19 protein-coding genes are annotated in these 20,583 nt (G+C 67.5%); 5 read left to right on the top strand and 14 right to left on the bottom strand.

Annotation, left to right across the window (positions count from 1 at the left end; genetic code table 11):
- Nucleotides 1-20 precede the first annotated feature (20 nt).
- Nucleotides 21-824 (bottom strand): GntR family transcriptional regulator, encoded by an 804-nt coding sequence (locus AC07M9_RS18115; protein WP_494885663.1) that lies wholly within the window; start codon nucleotides 822-824, stop codon nucleotides 21-23.
- Nucleotides 825-1,022: 198 nt separating this feature from the next.
- On the opposite strand from AC07M9_RS18115, the gene AC07M9_RS18110 reads away from it, so the two are divergent.
- From AC07M9_RS18110 to AC07M9_RS18090, 5 genes are all read left to right on the top strand, one after another.
- The gene (locus AC07M9_RS18110) at nucleotides 1,023-2,195 is read left to right on the top strand and encodes a CaiB/BaiF CoA transferase family protein (RefSeq protein WP_494885661.1); all 1,173 of its coding nucleotides are present in this window, start codon (nucleotides 1,023-1,025) and stop codon (nucleotides 2,193-2,195) included.
- 4 nt (nucleotides 2,196-2,199) lie between these two features.
- Nucleotides 2,200-3,621 carry a 3-isopropylmalate dehydratase large subunit gene (locus AC07M9_RS18105; protein WP_494885659.1) on the top strand — a complete coding sequence of 474 codons (1,422 nt, stop codon included), beginning with the start codon at nucleotides 2,200-2,202 and terminating at the stop codon, nucleotides 3,619-3,621.
- Nucleotides 3,621-4,235: a 3-isopropylmalate dehydratase small subunit gene (gene leuD, locus AC07M9_RS18100; RefSeq protein ID WP_494885658.1), complete on the top strand. Its 615-nt coding sequence runs from the start codon at nucleotides 3,621-3,623 to the stop codon at nucleotides 4,233-4,235. The genes AC07M9_RS18105 and leuD overlap by 1 nt, the downstream gene beginning before the upstream one ends.
- Nucleotides 4,232-5,608, top strand: coding sequence for an FAD-dependent oxidoreductase (locus tag AC07M9_RS18095; RefSeq protein WP_494885656.1), 1,377 nt, complete (start codon nucleotides 4,232-4,234; stop codon nucleotides 5,606-5,608). The genes leuD and AC07M9_RS18095 overlap by 4 nt, the downstream gene beginning before the upstream one ends.
- 112 nt (nucleotides 5,609-5,720) lie before the next feature.
- The gene (locus tag AC07M9_RS18090) at nucleotides 5,721-6,599 is read left to right on the top strand and encodes a helix-turn-helix domain-containing protein (protein WP_494885654.1); all 879 of its coding nucleotides are present in this window, start codon (nucleotides 5,721-5,723) and stop codon (nucleotides 6,597-6,599) included.
- A gap of 127 nt (nucleotides 6,600-6,726) precedes the next feature.
- On the opposite strand, the gene AC07M9_RS18085 is transcribed toward AC07M9_RS18090, so the two are convergent.
- The 13 genes from AC07M9_RS18085 to AC07M9_RS18025 all read right to left on the bottom strand — a co-directional run bounded on the left by AC07M9_RS18085 (nucleotide 6,727) and on the right by AC07M9_RS18025 (nucleotide 20,418).
- Nucleotides 6,727-7,074, bottom strand: a complete 348-nt coding sequence (locus AC07M9_RS18085) for a UrcA family protein (protein ID WP_494885653.1) — start codon at nucleotides 7,072-7,074, stop codon at nucleotides 6,727-6,729.
- A 106-nt stretch (nucleotides 7,075-7,180) separates the two neighbouring features.
- Nucleotides 7,181-7,582, bottom strand: a complete 402-nt coding sequence (locus AC07M9_RS18080; RefSeq protein ID WP_494885652.1) for a hypothetical protein — start codon at nucleotides 7,580-7,582, stop codon at nucleotides 7,181-7,183.
- Nucleotides 7,583-7,675: 93 nt separating this feature from the next.
- Nucleotides 7,676-8,614 (bottom strand): LysR family transcriptional regulator, encoded by a 939-nt coding sequence (locus tag AC07M9_RS18075; protein ID WP_494885650.1) that lies wholly within the window; start codon nucleotides 8,612-8,614, stop codon nucleotides 7,676-7,678.
- A 112-nt stretch (nucleotides 8,615-8,726) separates the two neighbouring features.
- Nucleotides 8,727-9,674 carry a Vgb family protein gene (locus AC07M9_RS18070; protein ID WP_494885648.1) on the bottom strand — a complete coding sequence of 316 codons (948 nt, stop codon included), beginning with the start codon at nucleotides 9,672-9,674 and terminating at the stop codon, nucleotides 8,727-8,729.
- Between the two features lie 47 nt (nucleotides 9,675-9,721).
- The gene (gene atzF, locus AC07M9_RS18065; RefSeq protein WP_494885647.1) at nucleotides 9,722-11,491 is read right to left on the bottom strand and encodes an allophanate hydrolase; all 1,770 of its coding nucleotides are present in this window, start codon (nucleotides 11,489-11,491) and stop codon (nucleotides 9,722-9,724) included.
- Nucleotides 11,488-15,084, bottom strand: a complete 3,597-nt coding sequence (gene uca, locus AC07M9_RS18060) for an urea carboxylase (RefSeq protein WP_494885645.1) — start codon at nucleotides 15,082-15,084, stop codon at nucleotides 11,488-11,490. The genes atzF and uca overlap by 4 nt, the downstream gene beginning before the upstream one ends.
- A complete protein-coding gene (locus AC07M9_RS18055; RefSeq protein ID WP_494885643.1) occupies nucleotides 15,081-15,719 on the bottom strand; it encodes an urea amidolyase associated protein UAAP2 in 639 nt (212 codons plus the stop codon). The genes uca and AC07M9_RS18055 overlap by 4 nt, the downstream gene beginning before the upstream one ends.
- A 17-nt stretch (nucleotides 15,720-15,736) precedes the next feature.
- The gene (locus tag AC07M9_RS18050) at nucleotides 15,737-16,561 is read right to left on the bottom strand and encodes an urea amidolyase associated protein UAAP1 (protein WP_494885641.1); all 825 of its coding nucleotides are present in this window, start codon (nucleotides 16,559-16,561) and stop codon (nucleotides 15,737-15,739) included.
- Nucleotides 16,558-17,040 carry a CopG family ribbon-helix-helix protein gene (locus AC07M9_RS18045; RefSeq protein ID WP_494885639.1) on the bottom strand — a complete coding sequence of 161 codons (483 nt, stop codon included), beginning with the start codon at nucleotides 17,038-17,040 and terminating at the stop codon, nucleotides 16,558-16,560. The genes AC07M9_RS18050 and AC07M9_RS18045 overlap by 4 nt, the downstream gene beginning before the upstream one ends.
- Before the next feature lie 13 nt (nucleotides 17,041-17,053).
- The gene (locus AC07M9_RS18040) at nucleotides 17,054-17,836 is read right to left on the bottom strand and encodes an ATP-binding cassette domain-containing protein (protein WP_494885637.1); all 783 of its coding nucleotides are present in this window, start codon (nucleotides 17,834-17,836) and stop codon (nucleotides 17,054-17,056) included.
- Nucleotides 17,833-18,648: an ABC transporter permease gene (locus AC07M9_RS18035; protein ID WP_494885635.1), complete on the bottom strand. Its 816-nt coding sequence runs from the start codon at nucleotides 18,646-18,648 to the stop codon at nucleotides 17,833-17,835. Before AC07M9_RS18035 ends, AC07M9_RS18040 begins: the two co-directional genes overlap by 4 nt.
- A gap of 40 nt (nucleotides 18,649-18,688) precedes the next feature.
- Nucleotides 18,689-19,768, bottom strand: a complete 1,080-nt coding sequence (locus AC07M9_RS18030; protein ID WP_494885633.1) for a putative urea ABC transporter substrate-binding protein — start codon at nucleotides 19,766-19,768, stop codon at nucleotides 18,689-18,691.
- Nucleotides 19,769-19,941: 173 nt separating this feature from the next.
- The gene (locus AC07M9_RS18025; protein WP_494885763.1) at nucleotides 19,942-20,418 is read right to left on the bottom strand and encodes a CopG family ribbon-helix-helix protein; all 477 of its coding nucleotides are present in this window, start codon (nucleotides 20,416-20,418) and stop codon (nucleotides 19,942-19,944) included.
- Nucleotides 20,419-20,583 lie beyond the last annotated feature (165 nt).

Raw genomic sequence — 20,583 nt, 5'->3', positions numbered from 1 at the left:
GACGGCGTTCGACGACGCTCTTACCCGTACGTCGGGGAAATCTGGCCCTGCTCGTGCATGTCGAGGGTGATGCGGTAGCGGTCGGCGCGGTAGTAGGCGTTGGTGACAAGCACCGTCACCCCGGTCGAATCCTCGACCAGACGCTCGACGTGGAGCACCGCCGCGCGCGGCTCGCACTGGAGCTGCTCGGCCATCTCCGGGTCTGCGACCATCGCCTCGATCGTCTGCACCGCGCCGCCGATCTTCACCCCCGCCTCGCGCAGCAGCGAGAGGATGGGTTGCGCGGTCAGGCGCTCGGGCGTCACCGAAACCCCCAGCCCCGCGCGCATGTGGCTGACGATGAGGCCGAGCGGTCCGTTCTTGCTCGAGCGCAGGCGCACGGCGCGGATGGCGGGCTCGCCCTCGGCCAGCCCAAGCTTGAGGGCAATCTCGTCCAGCGCCGGTTCGGTGGTGACTTCGAGCACCTTGACCGCGGTGTTCTGCCCGAAGGCGATCAGCGATTCGACCGCCTGGTCGATGTTCGCCTCGATCGGCTTGGCGGCGGAGCGGAAGATCACGTGCGTGCCCAGGCGGCGGCGGCGCTCGACGAAGCCGCCCATCGCCAGTTCGTCGAGCGCCCGGCGTGCGGTGATGCGCGAGACGGCGTAGTTTTCCGCCAGCTCCATCTCGGTCGGGACCGGCGTGCCGAAGGGCCGGGCCCCGCGCGTGATCTCGTCGCGCAGGGTCAGGTAGATCTGGTGGTAGAGCGGGATCGCGGCACCGCGCGCGAGCTGCCCCTGCGCGCTGCGGTGCGCGGCGGAGCCCACCCGTTTCACTGCTGTCATCCCACATTCCCCTGGTTCGCCGACGACCGTAGACCGGCTTGCCCTGCTTCGCCAATAGCCGAGCCCCACTGTCCGCCATGCGACCACTCCCGCGATGCCTGGGCGATCGCACCCCGAGCGGCCTTGCTACCTCGGCATGATTTGTATTAGCCTTATAGCAATTTCGTGGCGACACCGCAGTGCGTAGGGGCAAGAGTTTTGAATAAACCGCAGGAAACACAGGCCAATGGCCCGGCCCCGCTGTCGGGCCTTACCGTCGTAGAGTTCACCCACATGGTGATGGGACCTTCGGTGGGCGTGATCCTGGCGGACCTCGGCGCCGACGTCATCAAGGTGGAGCCGCCCGAGGGCGACCGCACCCGCACGCTGCTGGGCTCTGGCTCGGGCTACTTCCCGATGTTCAACCGCAACAAGCGCAGCATCTGCCTCGACCTCAAGGACGCGGGCGATCTCGCCCACGCCGAGGGCCTTTGCGCCTCGGCCGACATCGTGATCGAGAACTTCCGCCCGGGCACGCTCGCGCGGTTGGGGCTGGGATATGGGAAGCTTTCGGAAACCAACCCGGGTCTCATCTACTGCTCCGCTAAGGGCTTCCTAAAGGGGCCTTACGAGGACCGTACGGCGCTCGACGAAGTGACGCAGATGATGGGCGGCCTCGCCTACATGACCGGCCCTCCGGGACGCCCCTTGCGCGCCGGTTCCTCGGTGATCGACATCACCGGCGGCATGTTCGGCGTCATCGGCATCCTCGCCGCACTCGAACAGCGGCACCGCACCGGCCGCGGCGCCGAGATCAAGTGCAGCCTCTATGAGACCACCGCGTTCCTCGTCGGCCAGCACATCGCCCAGCATGCCGTGACCGGCGCCGCCGCGCAGCCGATGCCGGTGCGCATCTCGGCCTGGGCGATCTACGACGTGTTCGAGACCGCGCGCGACGGCGAGCAATTGTTCGTCGGCGTCGTCAGCGACGGCCAGTGGAAGACCTTCTGCACCGACTTCGCGCTCGACGAACTCGCCGCCCGCACCGAGTGGCAGACCAACAACGAGCGCGTGAAGGCGCGCGGCGAGATCATGCCGCTGGTCTCCGCCCTGTTCCGCTCGATGCCGCGCGAGGACCTCGTCGCCCGCCTCGAAAAGAGCGGCCTTCCCTTCGCGCCGATCGTGCGCCCGGACGAACTGGTCGACGATGCGCACCTCAATGCCTCGGGAGGGCTGCTCGACGTGACGCTTTCGGACGGCACCATCGCGCGTCTGCCCGCACTGCCGCTCGAATTCGACGGCCAGCGCCCCGGCCTGTTCCGCGACCTGCCGACGCCCGACCAGCACGGCGAAGAACTGCGCGAACGCCTCGCCGCCGCAACCGGAGACTGAGCGGGTGGCGCGCACTCTCTTCGAGAAGCTGTGGGACGCCCACCTCGTCCGCGATATCGGCGGCGGGACCGGCCTGGTCGCGATCGACCGCATCCTGCTGCACGAGCGCACCGGCGGCATCGCGCTCAAGGCGCTGGAGGAAAGCGGACGGCGGTTGCGCGATCCCTCGCGCGTGTTCGTGACGATGGACCATGTGGTCGACACCCTGCCCGGCCGGGGCGACCGCACGATCATGCCCACCGGCACCGATTTCATCCTGGCGACGCGCGAAGCCGCGAAGCGGGCCGGGGCGACGCTGTTCGACATCGGCGACGCGCGCCAGGGCATCGTCCACGTCATCTCGCCGGAGAACGCCATCGTGCTCCCCGGCCTCACGCTGGTCTGCCCGGACAGCCACACCTGCACGCAGGGCGCGCTGGGCGCGCTCGCTTGGGGTATCGGCTCGAGCGAGGCGGAACACGCGCTCGCCACCGGCACGCTGCGCGTCAACCGTCCGGCGCAGATGCGCGTGACGATCGACGGCCAACTCGCGCCCGGCGTCACCGCGAAGGACCTGGCGCTGCACGTCGTCGCCCGGCTCGGTTCGGGCGGCGGACGCGGCCACGTCATCGAATATGCGGGATCGACCATCGCCGCGCTCCCCGTCGAGGCGCGCATGACGCTGTGCAACATGGCGACCGAGCTGGCCGCCTTCACCGCCGTGATCGCCCCCGACACGGTGACGATAGCGTGGCTGCAAGGCCGCACTTACGCGCCAACAGGAGCCGATTGGGACGCTGCCGTAGCCGACTGGGCAGAACTCCGCAGCGACGCCGATGCGCGCTTCGACAGCGAAGTGACGATCGACGCCGCCGACGTATCGCCGATGGTCAGCTGGGGCACCAGCCCGCAGCAGTCCGCGCCCATCGACGGCCGCGTGCCGCAGCTGGACGCTCCGCTGCCGGGCAGCGCGCCGACCACGCCCGAAGCCCATGGCCGCGCCCTCGCCTACATGGATCTTGGCGAAAACGCCGCGCTGACGGGCCTGCCGATCGACGCGGCGTTCATCGGCTCGTGCACCAACGCGCGCCTTTCGGACCTGCGGATCGCGGCCGGAATCCTCGCGGGCCACAAGGTATCCGAGGGCGTCCGCGCCATCTGCGTGCCCGGCTCGACGCGGGTGAAGGCCGAAGCCGAAGCCGAAGGGCTCGACAAGGTGTTCCTCGCCGCCGGCTTCGAATGGCGCGAGGCGGGGTGTTCGATGTGCTTCTTCTCGGGCGGTGAGAGCTTCGGCGCCCAGGAGCGCGTCATCAGCACCACCAACCGCAACTTCGAAAGCCGTCAGGGCCCAGGCACCCGCACCCACATCGCCTCGCCCGCCACGGTGGCCGCTTCCGCCATCGCCGGCGTCATCACCGACCCGCGCACCGTTCTGGAGGCGTGCTGATGGAACCGTTCCTGACCCTGCGCTCGGTCGCCGCGCCGCTCATCCGCGACAATGTCGACACCGACGCGATCATCCCCTCGCGCGAGATGAAGTCGGTCTCCAAGACCGGCCTGTCGGGCGGCCTCTTCGCCGGCTGGCGCTACAGCGATGTCGACGCCCGCGTGCCCAACCCCGACTTCGTGCTGAACCAGGCCGCGTACAGGGATGCCCGCATCCTGCTGGGCGGCAACAACTTCGGCAGCGGATCGAGCCGTGAACACGCGGTATGGGCGCTGGCCGAATACGGCTTCCGTGCCGTCATCGCGACCGGCTTCAGCCCCATCTTCCGGGGCAACTGCATCCGCAACGGGGTGCTGCCGATCGTGCTCGACCCGCGCCCGTTCGACCGCGCCGGACTCATGCTGGAGATCGACCTCCCCGCACAGGAAATCCACGCCGGGGGCGATACCTGGCGTTTCGAAATCGACGAGGAAGCCAAACTGATGCTCACCGAGGGCCTTGACCCGATCGCACTGACCCTGCTCGACGGGCGCACCATCGACGAGCACGAAAGCGCCGACCGCAAGGCCCGTCCCTGGGTCTGGTCGGTCCTGCCCAAGGGAGAAGCCGCATGAGCGAGACGATGCATGTCCCCGTCGTTGTGATCGGCGCCGGGGCGACGGGCCTGTGCGCCGCGCTCGCCGCCGCCGATGCCGGGGTGGATGTCCTTGTCATCGAGCGCGACGACACCCCGCTCGGCTCGACCGCGATGTCCACCGGCCTGATCCCCGCCGCCGGCACGCCCGAGCAGGCCGAGCAGGGCGTGGTCGATTCCCCCGAAATCTTCGCCGAGGATATCGCCCGCAAGACCAAGGGCCGCAGCGACGCCGCCATGGCGCTGAACCTCGCCCGCGAGTCCGCCGAGACGATCGCGTGGATGCGCGACAGCCACGGCATCCCGCTCGATCTCCTGGATGGCTTCACCTACCCCGGCCACAGCGCGCGGCGGATGTACGGTACGCCCAAGCGCTCCGGCGGCGAGCTCATGGGCTGCCTGCAAAGCGCCGCCGAAGATGCCGGCGTGATGCTCGTGACGAGCGCCACCGTCACCGAACTCGTCGCCGACGAGCCGGGCAAGGTCTCGCTCGTGCGCTTCTCCCGCCCGGACGGTAGCGTCGAGGAGGTATCCTGCGACGCGCTGGTCCTCGCCTGCTCGGGCTTCGCGGGCAATGCCGAGCTTGTCGCGCGTCATATCCCGGAAATGGCCGAGGCGACCTTCCACGGCCATCCCGGCAACAAGGGCGACGCGCTGCGCTGGGGCGAACAGCTGGGCGCCGCCATGGCCGACCTCACCGGCTACCAGGGGCACGGCGGACTTGCGGCGGGGCACGGCATCCCGATCCTGTGGCCGCTCATCATGCAGGGCGGCTTCCAGGTGAACGTCGAAGGGCTGCGCTTCAGCAACGAGGCCGCCGGCTATTCCGAGCAGGCCGCCAAGGTGAATGCCCAGCCCGGCCATGTCGCCTGGTCGATCTTCGACGCGCGCCTCCACACCCTGATGTGCGAGTTCGAGGACTACCGCGATGCGATTTCCGCCCATGCCGTGATCCAGGCCGACGACCTCGAAACCCTCGCCTTCGCCACCCGCCTGCCGGCGGAGGCGCTGGCGCACACCGTCGCCGAAGTGGCCGCCTGCACACGCGGCGAGGCCGCGGACGCCTTCGGCCGCGACTTCACCGGCAAGCCCGAACTGACCGGCCCGTGGTACGCGGCCAAGGTGACCGGAGCGCTGTTCCACACGCAGGGCGGCCTCGTGGTGGGCGACGATGCACGTGTCCTGCGCGCCGACGGCACCGGCCTTGCCAACGTCTTCGCCGGCGGCGGCGCGGCACGCGGCGTGTCGGGGGACGGCTCCTACGGCTATCTTGCCGGCAACGGGCTTTTGACTGCGACGACGCTGGGCAAAATCGCCGGCCGCAGCGCAGCCGGTCAGGTCACAGCGGAGTAAACTAATCGACCTGCGATCATTTGCTTGCCTCCCAGGCTCTATATGTATTATGTTTGGGACAAATGGATTCGGGAAGCCCTTTCGGGACTCTCAGGCAAAGGGTACGCAGGTCATGGCTTCACGCGCGGTGATACCCCTCAATGCGGGGATCGGTTCGGTCGAGGCTTTGGCCAACGACATCGACGAAGACTCGGGCGCGGGCCGCGGTATCCCGATCCGCGCGATCAGCCGGGCGATCAGCGTTCTGCAGGCGATCAACCAGGCCGGATCGCTGAACATGATGGATATCTCGCATGCCTCGCAGGTGCCTTACCCCACCGCGTGCCGCATCGTTCAGACCCTGCTTCACGAAGGGCTGATCGAGCGTGAGGAGAACCGCAAACACTACCGGCCGACCGCGCTGGTGCAGACGCTCTCGCAGGGCTTCCAAGGCCATGGGGAGCTCGTCAAGGTCTCGCGGCCACATATTTCGGGGCTGACCCGTGAGATCGGGTGGCCCATCACGCTCACCACCCATGTGGGCAGTTCGATGGTGCTGCGCGATTCCACGCACTCGCTCACCTCGCTGACGTTCAACGAGTATCACCCGGGCTTCGCGATGCCGATCCTCGACTGCGCCGCGGGGCTCGTCCACCTCGCGTTCAGCCCGGAGGAAGAACGCGACACCATTCTCGGCAACCTCGCGCGTGTGGGCGACGACGAGGTCCGCCGGATGCTCGAACTCATGCGCGAAGCCGCGCTGATCGAGGGGGTGCGATCGAGCGGATACGCGGCGCGGGGGTACAACCGCTTCACCCTGAACCCGGGCAAGACCTCGTCGATCGCTGTGCCGATCCTGGCGCGCGGCGAAGTCGTGGGGTGTCTGACGGTCGCGTTCTTCTCGTCGGCGCTGGAAATCCGCGAAGGCGTGCGCGAACTGCTCCCACGGCTCAAGACCTGCGCTGCCGCGATCGGTGTCGAGATGGGCGGCGTACCGGCGATCCCGAACTGACGCCCAAAGAAGCCGTATCCCCGAGCCATCACCGGCCGGAAATTCCGACGACGAATTGTCCAGCCGTCAGCGGCGGCCGGACAATTCGGACGGGTTCAGGCGCGGGCGTCCTGCAGCCCGCGTCCGTTCAAAAGGCGCTGGCAAGCCGGGCGCGCGGCGCGCTCGACGCATCGGCAGTACGCGCTTCGATCCGGCTGCGAATGTCGGCCATCACCGCCGTGCGGCATTCCTGCGACTTGCGCTCAAGCGCAAGATGGATGCGCGCCATGCCTTCACCGCACACTTCGCGCGCGGCCTGATCCATGCGGATCGCAAGGCGCTGCTGACCTTCCGCAGTGGCGAGGTCGAGGCCCTTGAGCTGCAGGGTGGTCTGTTCGCGAGCGAACGGATTGTCGCCGGTGACGGCGGGCGCGGTAGCGGCGGATGCAGTGGTGGCAAAGGCGAACGAGGCCAGAGCCATGAGGCCGATCTTCATCATCTTCTCCTGAACACATATCGAGGGTCGCTCTATGGCGGCCCACCGTACATAGCGTTCGGCAGGAGAATTGACAATGGAGGTACTGATGACGCGCCGCGCAGGACTATAGCGCGGCAACCGTCAGCGAGGCGAGTTCCGTGACATGGCCCAGCAGTCCAATGGGGAGGCTGGCCGGCTTCGTGTCTTCATGTCCCGACCCGGCGTCCAGTACCGTCACCTCGATGGTCCGGGCCATCGGCGCAGACCAGGCGCGCACCGTTTCGACCGGCAGGCGGACCTTCCAGGCCTGCCGCCCCTCGACCGGCACGGCGTGACCATTGATCCGAACCTGCGACGCCGGGTCCGCGCGGTTACCCGCGACGAGAAGACAGCTGTCCTTCCCGCATGCAACCAGCCGGGTGTCAGGCGTCGATGCCGCCATGGCCGCAGGCGCCCATGCCGCGGCCAGGAAAACGCCGGCAATCGCTGCGTTTCGGATGAGAGGGAGAATCGCCTTCGCGCGCATCTGCAGCCTTCGCCTTGTCCTGTGCGAGGGAGACTGAAGCGCCCAAGCTCATCGAGGCAGATGCGAAATCACGATGTCGGGCATAGGTTGCGGCTATGACCGTGGCAGCGCCCGAATGCGCCGGAAGACCTCATCGATGAAAAGCTGGGTGGCCGTGTCCCGCGACGGTTCGGTCCGGGCGAGCAGGAAAATGTCGTAGGACGGCTGGAAATCGGCGTGGAGCAGCGGCCAGAGCATGCCGCTTTCCACCTCGGCGCGCGCAGCGGGCTCCGGCAGGAACCCGATGCCGACGCCGCAGAGGATCAGGCGCCGCGCCTCGCCGATATCCTCGGCCAGTCCCGCTACTCGCGAACCCAGCCCGTACCGGCGCCGCACGTGCATGACAGCGTCCAGTTCGTCCTCGCCGGTGAGCACGAAGGCCTCGTCCGCCAGTTCCCGGGGCTGACTGATGCGGTATCCGAACAGCGGATGACTGCGCGCGCAGTAGAGTTGCTGGCGCTCGACGAACAGCGGCTCATAGATCAGCGTTCCCCGCACGCTGCTGTCATAGCCGATCCCGACTTCCACCTCCCCGCGCTCAAGCGCGTCGAGCACCTGCCGCCAGGGAGAAACCCGGATTTCGATCCGGATGTTCGGATTGCGGCGATGGAAACTCCTGATCGCCTCGTCGAACTCGGCCGAGACGATGGCCGAGACCACCTGGATGCGCACGATCCCCTCGACGCGCTTGGTCGCCTGCGCGATCTGGTGCGGGACCATCCGCGCCGTCTCCAGCATATCCTCGCACAGGGCCATCATCGCCTTGCCCGCCGAGGTCATCTCGACGCCGGATGCCGAGCGGTGCAGGAGGGTGGCGCCGACGTGATCCTCGAGCCGCTTGAGCGCGGCGCTGATGCTCGGCTGCTGTTTGTTGAGCTGCCGCGCCGCAGCCCCGATACCGCCGGCCCGGACGATCTCGACGAACGTACGCATCAGGTTCCAGTCGACCTGGCTGGCGAATTTCCGGTCGGACAGCGGCGGCGGCTCATTCATGCACTGGGGTTCCATCGAAGCCATCGGGGCGGAGATAGTCCATCCTCCGCCCCGAGCCATAGATGGAAACGATGTGCACCGGCAAATTTATGTGCCGGCGCCTATGCCTTCGTCACTTTGCGGGCTTGGGCTTCAGCGACTTCTTCGGCCACCAGGTCAGCGTGTGCTCGTCGTGCGCGGTGGTCCACACGCCGGATTTGGTCCAGCGCAGGGCTCCGCTGCCCGCCGGTTTGCCGAGACGCGACACCACGGTCATCGTCTTCACGTCGATCGCGGCGAAGAGCTGGTCATCGGTGGTGCGCAGCCAGACCTTGCCGGCGCCGGTGTCGATATCGCCCCACTTGAGGTTGTCGCCGACCTTGACGCGGCCGGTCACTTCGCCAGTCGTCGGGTCGATGCGCGCGACGGTGCCGTCGCCCTGCTCCTGGACCCAGATGGCGCCCTCCCCCGCGGCAAGGAAGCCCGGCGCCTTGCCCAGCAACGTCCGCTTGGTGACGGTGTTGGTCGCGGGGTCGATCCGCTGAATCGACTGTTCGCCCAGCGCAACCGCCCAGATCGCCCCATAGCCGGACACGACATAGGACGTTCCGGGATCGACGGTGACGGACGCCACCACGCTGTTGGAGGCCGGATCGACGCGCGCGATCACGCCCTTGACGTCGGTGGCCATCCAGATCGATCCGGCGCCCGCGGCGACCATCATCTCGGCCCCGCCAGTGAGCTTCGGGATGCCGGTAGGGATCGTCGCGGCGAGCTTGCCGGTGCGGATGTCGATCCGGTTCAGCGTGCCTTCGGCGCAATTGGCGACCCACAGGCTGTCGTTCGCGATCACCATGGCACCGCAGGGGCGGGCGATGGCGACTTCGGCCAGCTTGCCCTTGCGGGACCACTGTTCCACGCGCCCCTTGTTGGTGGTCCAGACGGTCTTGCCGTCGATCGCCAGGAAGTCGGCGAAACCGGGGACCTGGATGACCTGCTCGCCCTCAGCGTGGGCGGAGGCGGAAAACGCGGCGAGCCCCATGGTCGCCGCCAGCACTGCAATCGTCTTGAACCTGCGCATGTTTTCCCCCTGTGATCGTCCTGGAATGGTCCCTGCCTCGCGCGGTGTCAGGCTCCGCGTGCGATGTAGGCCCGCCACCCACCGAGGCTGGTGATGTCCTCTGCCCCGGTCAGCGCGCGCGGCTCGGAGACGAAGCCCTTGACGCTGCTGCCGTCGGCCAGCGTGACGGTGCCGATGGCGAGCGGCGCCGGCACGTCGACGACGAAGCTGCCGAACTCGGCGACGCCCAGTTCATAGACCTCGACCTTGATCGGGGCGCCTTCCTCGCTGTGAACCAGCGCGGGCTTGGGCGGCACGCTCTCGGCCATGGCGTAGAGGCGGTAGTTGGGCGCGGTCTCGAAGGCCCCGACGAACTTGGCGTCGCGCGAGGTGAGCTGCCAGTGGAGCGGCATGTCCTTCAGGTGGGCACCGACGACGGCGAGTTTGACTGTCTGCATCTTTCCCTCGAAATCTAGTGGTGGCGGAGACGGAAGGCTGGCGGCCGCAAGGTAATCGTCGGCCGCCTCCAGCAAGGCGCGGTCGCTGTCGGCCGGCCCGATCAGGGTGATCCCGAAGCCGGTCGCATTGGCACGGATGCCGGCGGGCACGGCCAGCGCGGCCATGTCCAGCAAGTTGACGAAGTTGGTGTAGAAGCCCAGCGCGCTGTTCAGCGCGACCGGGGCCGCCAGCATTTCCGCGACGCGGTAGGTCGAGCCGGTCGTCGGGAAGACCATCATGTCGATGGTTTCCCAAAGCTGGTCGGCGTGGCGCTTGATCTCGGCCATGCGGTAGATGCCGTTGAACAGCTCCACCGCGCTCACGGTCAGGCCCGGCTCGACGACGGCGCGGACGGTCGGGTCGATGGCGTCGGGGTTGTTGGCCAGCATGTCCGCCATCGCGGCGGTGCGCTCGGCGACCCAAGGGCCGCCGTAGAGCAGCAGCGCCGCTTCCTGCAGCGGGGCGTAGTCGATCTCGACCAGTTCCGCGCTTTGGGCCAGCGTTTCCAGCGCGCGGTCGTAGAGGTATTCGGACTCCGCATCGCCGAACCAGTTGCGCTGGGCGCGGCCCGGCACACCGATGCGCGTCCTGCCGAGCGGGCGGTCGGCGAGCGGCTTGGAATAGGGGTCGGCGGGATCGAAGGCGGCCACGACCTGATCGACGAGGCGCGCATCGGCGGTATCGTCGGTGAAGACCGTGATGCAGTCGATCGTACGGCAGGCGGGCACGAGACCGCGCGTGCTCCAGCGGCCCTTGGTGGGCTTGAAGCCGACGAGGTGGTTGAAGGCGGCGGGAACGCGGCCCGACCCGGCGGTGTCGGTGCCCAGCGCGAAGGGCACCAAGCCCGCCGCCACCGCGACCGACGAGCCCGCGCTCGATCCGCCGCTGACGTAGGACAGGTTATAGGCGTTGCGCGGGATGCCGTAGGGACTGCGCGAGCCGTTCAGGCCGGTGGCGAACTGGTCGAGGTTCGTCTTGCCGAGGCAGATCGCGCCGGCGTCCAGCAGGCGCTCGATCACGCCGGCCGAGGCTTCGGGGCTATAGGCGAAGGCCGGGCAAGCCGCCGTCGTCTCGAAACCGGCGACGTCGATGTTGTCCTTCACCGCGAAGGGGACGCCCGCCAGCGGCAGGCTCTCCCCGGCGGCGATGCGGGCATCGACGGCGCGGGCGGCGGCGAGGAACTGCTCGCTGCTCGCCCGGCTGATCCAGACCTGGGGCTGGATCGCATCGTATGCCGTGACCCGCGCCAGGGTTTCCTCGGCGACCGCGACGGCGCTGGTTTCCCCGGCGTTGACGGCGGCGGCGATGGCGGCCGCGCTGCGGCGATCGTAGGCCGTCATGCGCTGCGCCTCAGGGCGAGCATGGGCGCACCGGGTTCGAGCGACTGCCCCTCGCGCATGTAAAGCGCCGCGACCGTGCCCGAGCTGGGGCTTTCCACCGAAGTTTCCATCTTCATAGCCTCTATGACTGCGATCCTGTCGCCCGCCTCCACCGTGTCACCGGCGGCGACGAGCAGCTTCGTGACGCTTCCCCCGTAAGGCGCTTCGACAAGGTCGGAGCCTTCGGGAAGAACGATGGCGTCGGCCGCCGGGGCTTCGACTTCTCCCGCGTCGGCGGCATGGTCGAACTCGCCGCTCCGCTGCCATTCGGCGCGTTCCTCGTCGAAGGCGGCCTTGCGGCGTTCCTCGAACGCGGCGATGCCCGCCGCGTTTTCGGCAAGGTAGGCGCGGTAATCGGCCAGGCGGAACTCGGACGGCTCGATACGGATCGAGCGGCGACCGGCCGGGAATTCCCGGCGCCAGTCGGTGAGTTCGTCCGCGCTGACCGGATAGAAGCGGATCTGGTCGAAGAAGCGCAGCAGCCACGGCTTGCCTTCGGTGAAGGCGTCGGTCTGGCGGTAGGTGTTCCACACCTGGATGGTGCGCCCGAACAGCTGGTAACCGCCCGGCCCTTCCATGCCGTAGATGCACATGTAGGCGCCGCCGATGCCCACGACGTTGGGCGGCGTCCAGGTGCGCGCGGGGTTGTACTTGGTGGTAACGAGGCGGTGGCGCGGATCGACCGGGGTCGCAACCGGGGCGCCGAGGTAGACGTCGCCCAGGCCCATCACGAGGTAGTTCGCCTCGAAGATCAGGTTCTCGACGGCGGCGGCATCGTCCAGACCGTTGATGCGGCGGATGAACTCGATGTTGTCCGGGCACCACGGCGCGTCGGCGCGGACGGTGGCCATGTACTTCTCGATCGTCTCGATCGTCGCCGGGTCCCGCCAGCTGAGCGGCAGGTGGACGATGCGCGAGGGGATCGTGAAGTCCTCGAGGTCGCCAAGGCGCTCCTCCGCCGCGATCAGCGTCTCCAGCGCGAGGGCGGGGGTCATCGCCGCGCCGTCGAAGTGAAGCTGGAGCGAGCGGATGCCGGGCACGATGTCGATGATGCCGGGCAGCGCGAACCGCTCCAGTTCGGTCATCAGCGCATGGACGCGGATGCGAAGCTCGATATCGAGCACGATGGGCCCGTATTCGACGAGGATGTTGCGGTCGCCCTGCTGGCGGTAGACCGTGCGCGGACGGCCCGGACCCTCGGGGATTTCCGAGAGGATCGGCGACAGCGTCTCCACCGCCCGGACCTCGGAAGGCGCGGGCGTTGCCCCCGTCGCGACGAGACTGCGCTGCGCGGCATCCGCCTCGGTCGCATCGGCGATGGTCACCGGCGCGAACTTCAGCTTGTCTCCCGGAGCGAGCTGACCGATCTTCCAGCGGTCGGCCGCGATCACCACGAACGGGCAGACGAACCCGCCGAGCGAGGGCCCGTCGGGGCCTAGGATGATCGGCATGTCGCCGGTGAAGTCCACGGCGCCGATGGCGTAGGGATTGTCGTGGATGTTGGACGGGTGCAGCCCCGCCTCGCCGCCGTCGGTACGGGCCCAGCGCGGCTTGGGACCGATCAGTCGGACGCCGGTGCGGTTGGAGTTGTAGTGGATTTTCCACTCGGCGGCGAGGAACGTCTGGACATCGTCGTCGGTGAAGAAATCGGGGGCACCGTGCGGACCGTAGAGCACGCGCAGCGTCCACTCGGTCGGGATCTCCGGCAGGTCGACCGAAGGAAGCCCCATGTCGGTCTCATGTCCGCCCAGGTGCAGTGTATCGCCGGCAAGAAGACGGCGCGCTGCGTGGCCGCCGAACTGGCCCAGCTCGAACGTGCTGCAGCTCTCGAGGTACGGCGCGATGTCCAGACCGCCCGCGAACAGGATATATCCGCGCAGGCCGCCGACCGATGCACGGCCGAGCGCCAGCGTCTGTCCGGCCGCGACATCGGTCGGAACCCCGCGCTCGACAGCCACGCCGTCCAGCGTCGCGCCGAAGTCCGCGCCCATCAGGCATATCTGCGCGGGCGCCACGAAGGCCAGCGTCGGACCGGTGACGGTCGCCTCAAGTCCCACGGTTCCCTCGGGATTTCCGAGCAGGCGGTTGCCGAGGCGGAACGACTGGTCGTCCATCGGGCCCGAAGGCGGAACGCCCACGGCCCACAGCTTCTGGCGTCCCGGCCAGTCCTGCACGGTCGTCGCGGTGCCGCCGCTGACGACGCGGATCGAGCGGGGATTGTAGGCGATACCGTCGAGCACGCGGGTCGAAACCTCGCCGCTGACGAAAGCGGGGGAGCGCACCACGTCGCGCAGCCAGCGCAGGTTGGTCTCGATGCCGTCGGCCCGGCTCTGGTCGAGCGCGGCCTGCGCGGCCTCGACCGCCTCGGCGCGCGTGGGCGCATGGACGATCAGCTTCGCCAGCATCGGATCGTACCAGGCGCTGACCGCCGTGCCCGACGAGCACCAGGTCTCGACACGGATGTCGGACGGGAACTGCAGGCAGGTCAGCGATCCCGACGTGGGGCGATAATCGAGCGAGGGGTCCTCGGCATAAAGCCGCATCTGGACCGAATGGCCCTTGGGCGTAGGCGCTTCGCCGTCGAGGAAGGCGAAGTCGCCGGCCCCGCCGCGCACCATCCACTCGACGAGGTCGATGCCCATCACCGCTTCGGTGACGCCGTGCTCGACCTGGAGGCGGGTGTTCATCTCGAGGAAGAAGAACTCCTCGCGGTCGGCGTCGTAGAGGTATTCCACCGTGCCGGCGGAGCGGTAGTTCGCCGCCTGGCCGAGGCGGATGGCCGAGGCGATCAGTTCGCTGCGCACATGCTCGGGAAGCAGCGGCGCAGGCGCTTCCTCGACGACCTTCTGGTTGCGGCGCTGGAGGGAGCAGTCCCGTTCGCCGAGCGCCATGACCCTGCCCTCGCCGTCACCGAACAGCTGGACCTCGATGTGGCGCGCGCGCCGGACGTAGAGTTCGAGGAAGACGCTGGCATCGCCGAAATTGCTCAGGCCCTGGCGGGCGACGATGTCGAATGCCTCGCGCAGTGCGGCTTCGTCCTCGCACACGCGCATGCCGATGCCGCCGCCGCCGGCGGTCGCCTTCAAGATCACGGGATAGCCGATTTCGGCGGCGGCGGTGACCGCCTCGTCCGCGTCGCTCAGCAGGCCGGTGCCCGGTGCCAGCGGCACGTCATGGGCAGCGGCGAGCGCGCGGGCGCTGTGCTTGAGGCCGAAGGTGCGGATATTGTCCGTGGTCGGCCCGATGAAGACGATCCCGGCCGCGGCGCAGGCCTCGGCGAACTCGACGTTTTCGGCCAGGAAGCCGTAGCCCGGATGGATCGCGCCAGCCCCCGTCTTCTTCGCGGCGGCGAGGATCGCGGGGATGTTGAGATAGCTGTCGGAAGCGCGCGCCGGACCGATGCACACGGCTTCGTCGGCTTCGGAAACATGGTTCGAACCCTCGTCCGCCTCGGAATACACGGCGACGGACTTCAGCCCCATGGTCCGCAGCGTGCGGATGATGCGGGTGGCGATCGCGCCCCTGTTCGCGATCAGGACGGTGTCGAAGCTCATGCGGCGGTTACGATCATGCGCACGGGGGTGGGGTTGAAGCCGTTGCAGGGGTTGTTGACCTGCGGGCAGTTCGAGACGACGACGACGACGTCCATTTCCGCACGCAGGTCAACGGTCAGGCCCGGCGCGGATATTCCGTCGACGATGCCCAGCGACCCGTCGGACTCGACAGGAACATTCATGAAGAAATTGATGTTCGAGACGATGTCCCGCTTGCCCCGGCCTTCGGTGAGGTTGGCTTCGAGGAAGTTCTCCACGCAGGCATGCTCGGCCTTGGTGTGGTGGCCGTAGCGCAGCGTATTGGACTCGCACGAGCAGGCGCCGCCGATGGTGTCGTGATACTCGACCGAGGTGGCCGCAATGGTCATCATCGGCCGGCCCTCGTTCGACAGCAGCCTCGTGCCTTCGCGCAGGAACAGGTTGCCCTGCGCGGATACGGTGTCCTGCGCGCTGTAGCGCTCGGCGTCGTCCGTAGCCGAATAGAGCAGGAAATCGACGGCCTGGTTGCCTTCGAGATCGACGATGCGCAGCGTCTGGCCGGCGGCGATGTGGTGCAGCCAGGGCGCCCGGGCGGGCACGACGACATCATGGATCACGGCGCCGGTGAGGCCGGACATATGGGGATCGGCAGTCATTTTGGACCTGTCCTCTTTCAGCGGCGGAAGTAGTCTTCGACGTTCTTGAAGGCGCGCAGGCCTTCAGGCGTCGCGGTCCGGACAGCGTCGTCTTCGGTCGTCACCGGCCCGCGCCAGGCGGAAGCGCGCAGCGGGGTCACCGTATAGTCGTCGCGCGGGTCGAGGACGTGCGGGCAGTTGGCGATGACGACGATCACATCCATCTCGGCGCGGAGAACCACGGTTCGGCCGGGCTCGAACGGGCCGATCTGCGGAGTGATGGCGCCGTCTTCCTCGATCCGCGCGCCCTTAAATAGCGTGACGCAGGGGTGGACGTCGCGGCGGCTGAGGCCGTGCTTGGCGGCACCCAGCAGGAAGCGGTCGCGGCCGCTCGGATACGGGCCGCTATTGGTGCCGTTGCCGTACTTCGCGGCGTTGGTCGCGGGATTGGAAGTGCCGCAGAACGTGTCGTGCGTGCCGGCGTCGTCTTCGACGATGCTCATCATGACGCGGCCCATGTCGGACAGCAGCAGCTTGCCCTCGCCGAGATAGGCGTTCCACTGCACCTTCACGGTGTCCGCGACGTTGAGCCGCTCGGTGGGCATTTCGGCGTTGAACAGAAGGATCGAAGCGCAGGCATCGCCGCGCAGATCGATCAGGCGCAGGCGCGAGCCGCGCGAGAGGCGCCGCGTGGCATAGCCGCCCGCCGCGATGGTTTCCTCCCAGAGCAGATCATTGGGCGCCACTTCCGACGGCAGGTCGTCGGCGACCGGCGGGAGCACGGGCATGCTCTCGATCACGGTACCTTCCATGCCGCGCGCGTGATCGCGGGCAGCAAGGGGATTGGCCAGGGTCTCGGTCATGCATTCGCTCCGATGATCGGGTTGGGGTTTCCACCTTCGGGTTCGTAGAGGGGCGGCAGCAGCGAGGTCGTGGTGACCAGCGCCAGTTGCTGCACCCCGCGGACCCGCCGAATTGCGTCGCACAATTCCTTCAGCCTTACGGCCGGACCTTGCACGAGCAGGACTTCGAGGGACTGGTCATCCTCCAGCACGACGTGCTGCGAGGAGATCACCTCCTTGAGATAGCTAGCCTGGGTATGGGAGAGCAGGTGGCGCACCCGCCCCCGTTCGCCCCTGTAGACGAGGGTGATGGTGCCCGCGAGCATCTCCTCGGGGCGCATCAGCGAACCATGCTCGGCCAGCGCGTGGCGGATCAGTTCCGCGATGAGCTGCGAGCGGGACGGCAGGCCGCGTTCCGCCACCATCGTGTCGAGCTGTCTGAAGAGGTCTGCCGGGAGGCTCATGCTGAGCCGGGCCAGGCTTGCGGATTCGGATCCCATGACCACTCTCTTTTCAATTATTACGAATTACGTCAACAGTAATATCGTCGTTATTTACAGGAGCAGCTTCATCGCCATTGCGCAGAGGAATATCGTAGACCGCCGTGGCGCCGAAACGGTGCGGCGCCTGCGGATCGTGGCGGCGCTTGTCGAGCGCCAGCACCCGGGTTCCGAGCGTGAAGGCTTCTCGGATGTCGTGCGTCACCATCACGATCGTCAGCGCATATTCGCGCCAGAGATTGCGGATCAGGAGGTGCATGTCCGCGCGGATGCCCGGATCGAGCGCCCCGAACGGTTCGTCGAGAAGGAGGACGCGCGGCCGCTTGACGAGCGCCTGGGCGATCGCCAGCCGCTGCTGCATCCCGCCCGACATCTGCGCGGGATAAAGGTCGAGACTGTGGCCCAGGCCTACCGCATTCAGCATCGCGGTGGCTTCTTCCTGAGCCGCGCGGCGAGCCGCACCGAACAGGCGTGCCGAGAGCGGCGCCTGCGCGCACTCCATGCCGAGGATCGTGTTGCGCAGCGCCGAGAGGTGCGGGAACACCGAGTAGCGCTGGAACACGACGCCGCGATCCGGTCCGCATTCGGGCGCCAGCGGCGTTCCGTCGAGCAGGATGGAGCCGCGTGACGGCGCCTCCTGCCCGAGGATGAGCCGCAGGAAGCTGCTCTTGCCCGCACCGGACGGTCCGACGATCGAGACGAACGAACCGGCCTCGATATCGAGGTTGAGTTTCTCGATGATGATGCTGTCGCCGTACTCGACCCAGACGTCGCGAAAGCTGAGAAGCGTGCTCAATGGCTTTCTCCGTGCGCCCAGGGGAACAGCTTGCGGCTGAGGAAGGCGAAGGTCACGTCCATGACGATCGCGAGGATGGCGATCCACGCCACGTAGGGCAGGATGACGTCCATCGAGAGGTAACGGCGGACGAGGAAGATGCGGTATCCGAGGCCCACGTCGGAGGCGATCGCCTCGGCCGAGATCAGGAACACCCAGGCCGGCCCGAGCGCCAGGCGCATCGCCTGCAGCAGCCGGGGCATCGCCTGCGGCAGCGCCACGCGGATCATGACCTGCCAGCTGCTGGCACCAAGCGTCTGCGCCTTGATGATCTGCTCCCTCGGCAAGGCTACGACATGGGCCGCGATGTCGCGGATCATGACCGGGGCGATGCCGATGACTATGAGAGCAACCTTCGCGGTCTCGCCGAGGCCCAGTGCGATGAACAGGATCGGCAGCAGTGCGATCGGCGGGATTACGGCGATCCCCGTGACAAGCGGACCGAACGTCGCGCGCACCGGCGGCAACACGCCGAGCGCGAGGCCAACCACGATAGCCATCAGCGTCGATATGCCGAGGCCGATGCCGAGGCGTTGCAGACTCGCCAGCGTATCGGCCCAGAACACCAGTTGCCCGGTGAGCTGGTCGGGCACGAAGATGAGCGCCGCCATGCTCTGCGCCATCGTGCCCGGCAGCGGCAGGATCTTGTCCGCCGGGTTAACCGCGTGGCGGCTCGCGGCCATGACGATGTAGACCACCGCCAGAAGCACGATCGGCAATGCGCCCAGAAGCAGCCGATCCCCTCGCCGGACTTGACGATTCACCCAACGCATTGCGGTCATCCCACCTTATGATGAAGCGAATTCGAAGCGGTCAGAGCTTTCCGTCGGCCGCCAGCTTCATGTAGCTGTCGTCGAAGCGCAGCGTCACGTGCTGCGCGTCTCCGAGCGTCTTGCCGCCGGGGAAGGACATGCCCACCGCATCGGCCGATGTCGCACCCTTGAACAGCCCCTGCGCGAAGCTGAAGTCGCGCACGCGCGTCATCGTCGTCACCAGCGCCGGCGCGGAAGTCGCCGCGACCGCCGCCTTGGGATCGGCGTAGAGATACGTGGTGGTAAGCTGGCTGTCGAAGTCTTCCGGCGTCGCACCGGAGAGCTTCGCCATGGCCGCGCGCGCCGCCTTGCCCTGCGCGTCCTGGCGCATCATCAGCGCCGTGGTCTCGTACCAGATGCCGGCGAGCGCCTTGCCCAGGTTCGGATTGGCCTTGAGCGTGGCGGTGTCGACCACCATCAGGTCGAGGATCTCGCCCGGGATGTTAGCGGAACTGAACACTTCCTTCGCACCGGCCTGCGCCTTCATGGTCGAAAGCTGCGGGTTCCAGGCGACGGCCACCTTGACGTCGGGGCTGGCGAAAGCGCCGACGATGTCGGCGTCGCCGGTGTTGACCGTCTTCACGTCCTTCATGGCGAGCCCGACCGAGGACAGGCCGCGCGCCAGCAGGTAGTGGGAGACCGAAAGTTCGACGAGATTGATCTGCTGGCCCTTGATGGCGCGCAGGTCGCCCGCACCCTTCATCAGGATGCCGTCGTTGCCGTTGGAATAGTCGCCGACGATGATGGCGCTGGTGTCCTTGCCACCCGCGGCGGGGATCGTCAGCGCGTCCATGTTGGCGACCGTCACGCCGTCCAGCTTGCCGGCGGTGTACTGGTTGACCGATTCGACGTAATCGTTGACCTGGACCACGTTGATCTTGATGCCATACTTGTCGGCCCACTTCTTCACGATGCCGGCCTGCTGCGCGTAGGGCCAGGGCATCCAACCGGCGTAGATCGACCAGCCGATGTTGAATTCCTGACGCTTCGGCGCATCACCGGGCGCCTGCGAGCAGGCTGCAGTCAGAAGCACTCCGGCCATCAATGCGGCCCTGGCGGTCCTACGGATCGTTGCCATCATGAATCGGTCCCCTTTCGCGCTGCAACATTGCTGCGATTGCCGAGGCTGTCCATCAAAATTATTACGACACATGAATTTTGTAATACTTCTCGAGATGACGCACCCGTCGCAGGCACACCCCTCCCACCGCGGCATCATCTCGCAGAGCGGGCCGCGTCAAACGGCCGTCGTCGTCAGGCAGTGGCTACTTCGCTGGCCGCGCGCTGCCGACGAGACCGCGAGGCGTCACCGGTCCCCGCTTCGTCCTGCTCGTGCAGAGGCGGCAGCAATGCGGTGGTGGTGACAAGCTGCAGCTGATGCACTCCGCGGATGGCGCGCAGACTGTCGCACAGGTCCTTCAACCTTGCGGCCGGCCCCTGTACGAGCAGCACCTCGAGCGACTGGTCGTCCTCGAGAAACACATGCTGGGACGAGATCACTTCCTTCAGGAACTCGGCCTGGCTCTGGGCGAGCTGGTGCCGCACCCGGCCGCGGTCACCCCGATAGACCAGCGTGATGGTGCCAGCGAGCATCTCCTCCGGCCTGGTCAGCGCCTCATGCTCCGCGAGAGCATGGCGAATCAGCTCCGCGATGAGCTGCGAGCGCGAAGGCAGGGCCCGCTCCTCGACCATCGCATCCAGCTGCCGGAACAGTTCGGCCGGAAGGCTCATGCTGAGCCGGGCAAGGCTGCCGGGATCGTTGCTCACGCTGCGCCCCTCTCAACCATCGTCATGTCCTTCGAATACCTTCGCTGCGGCGTTGCCAGAGGTTCCATGCCGCGTCCCTTATACCACCCGCAACCATGATGACAGTCAATGACCGGTGACCCGGCGCGC

It is taken from the genome of Novosphingobium sp. GW821-FHT09E05 (assembly GCF_059416165.1).
The sequence above is the reverse complement of the archived record's forward strand: the minus strand, read 5'-3'. Positions and strand labels throughout refer to the sequence as shown.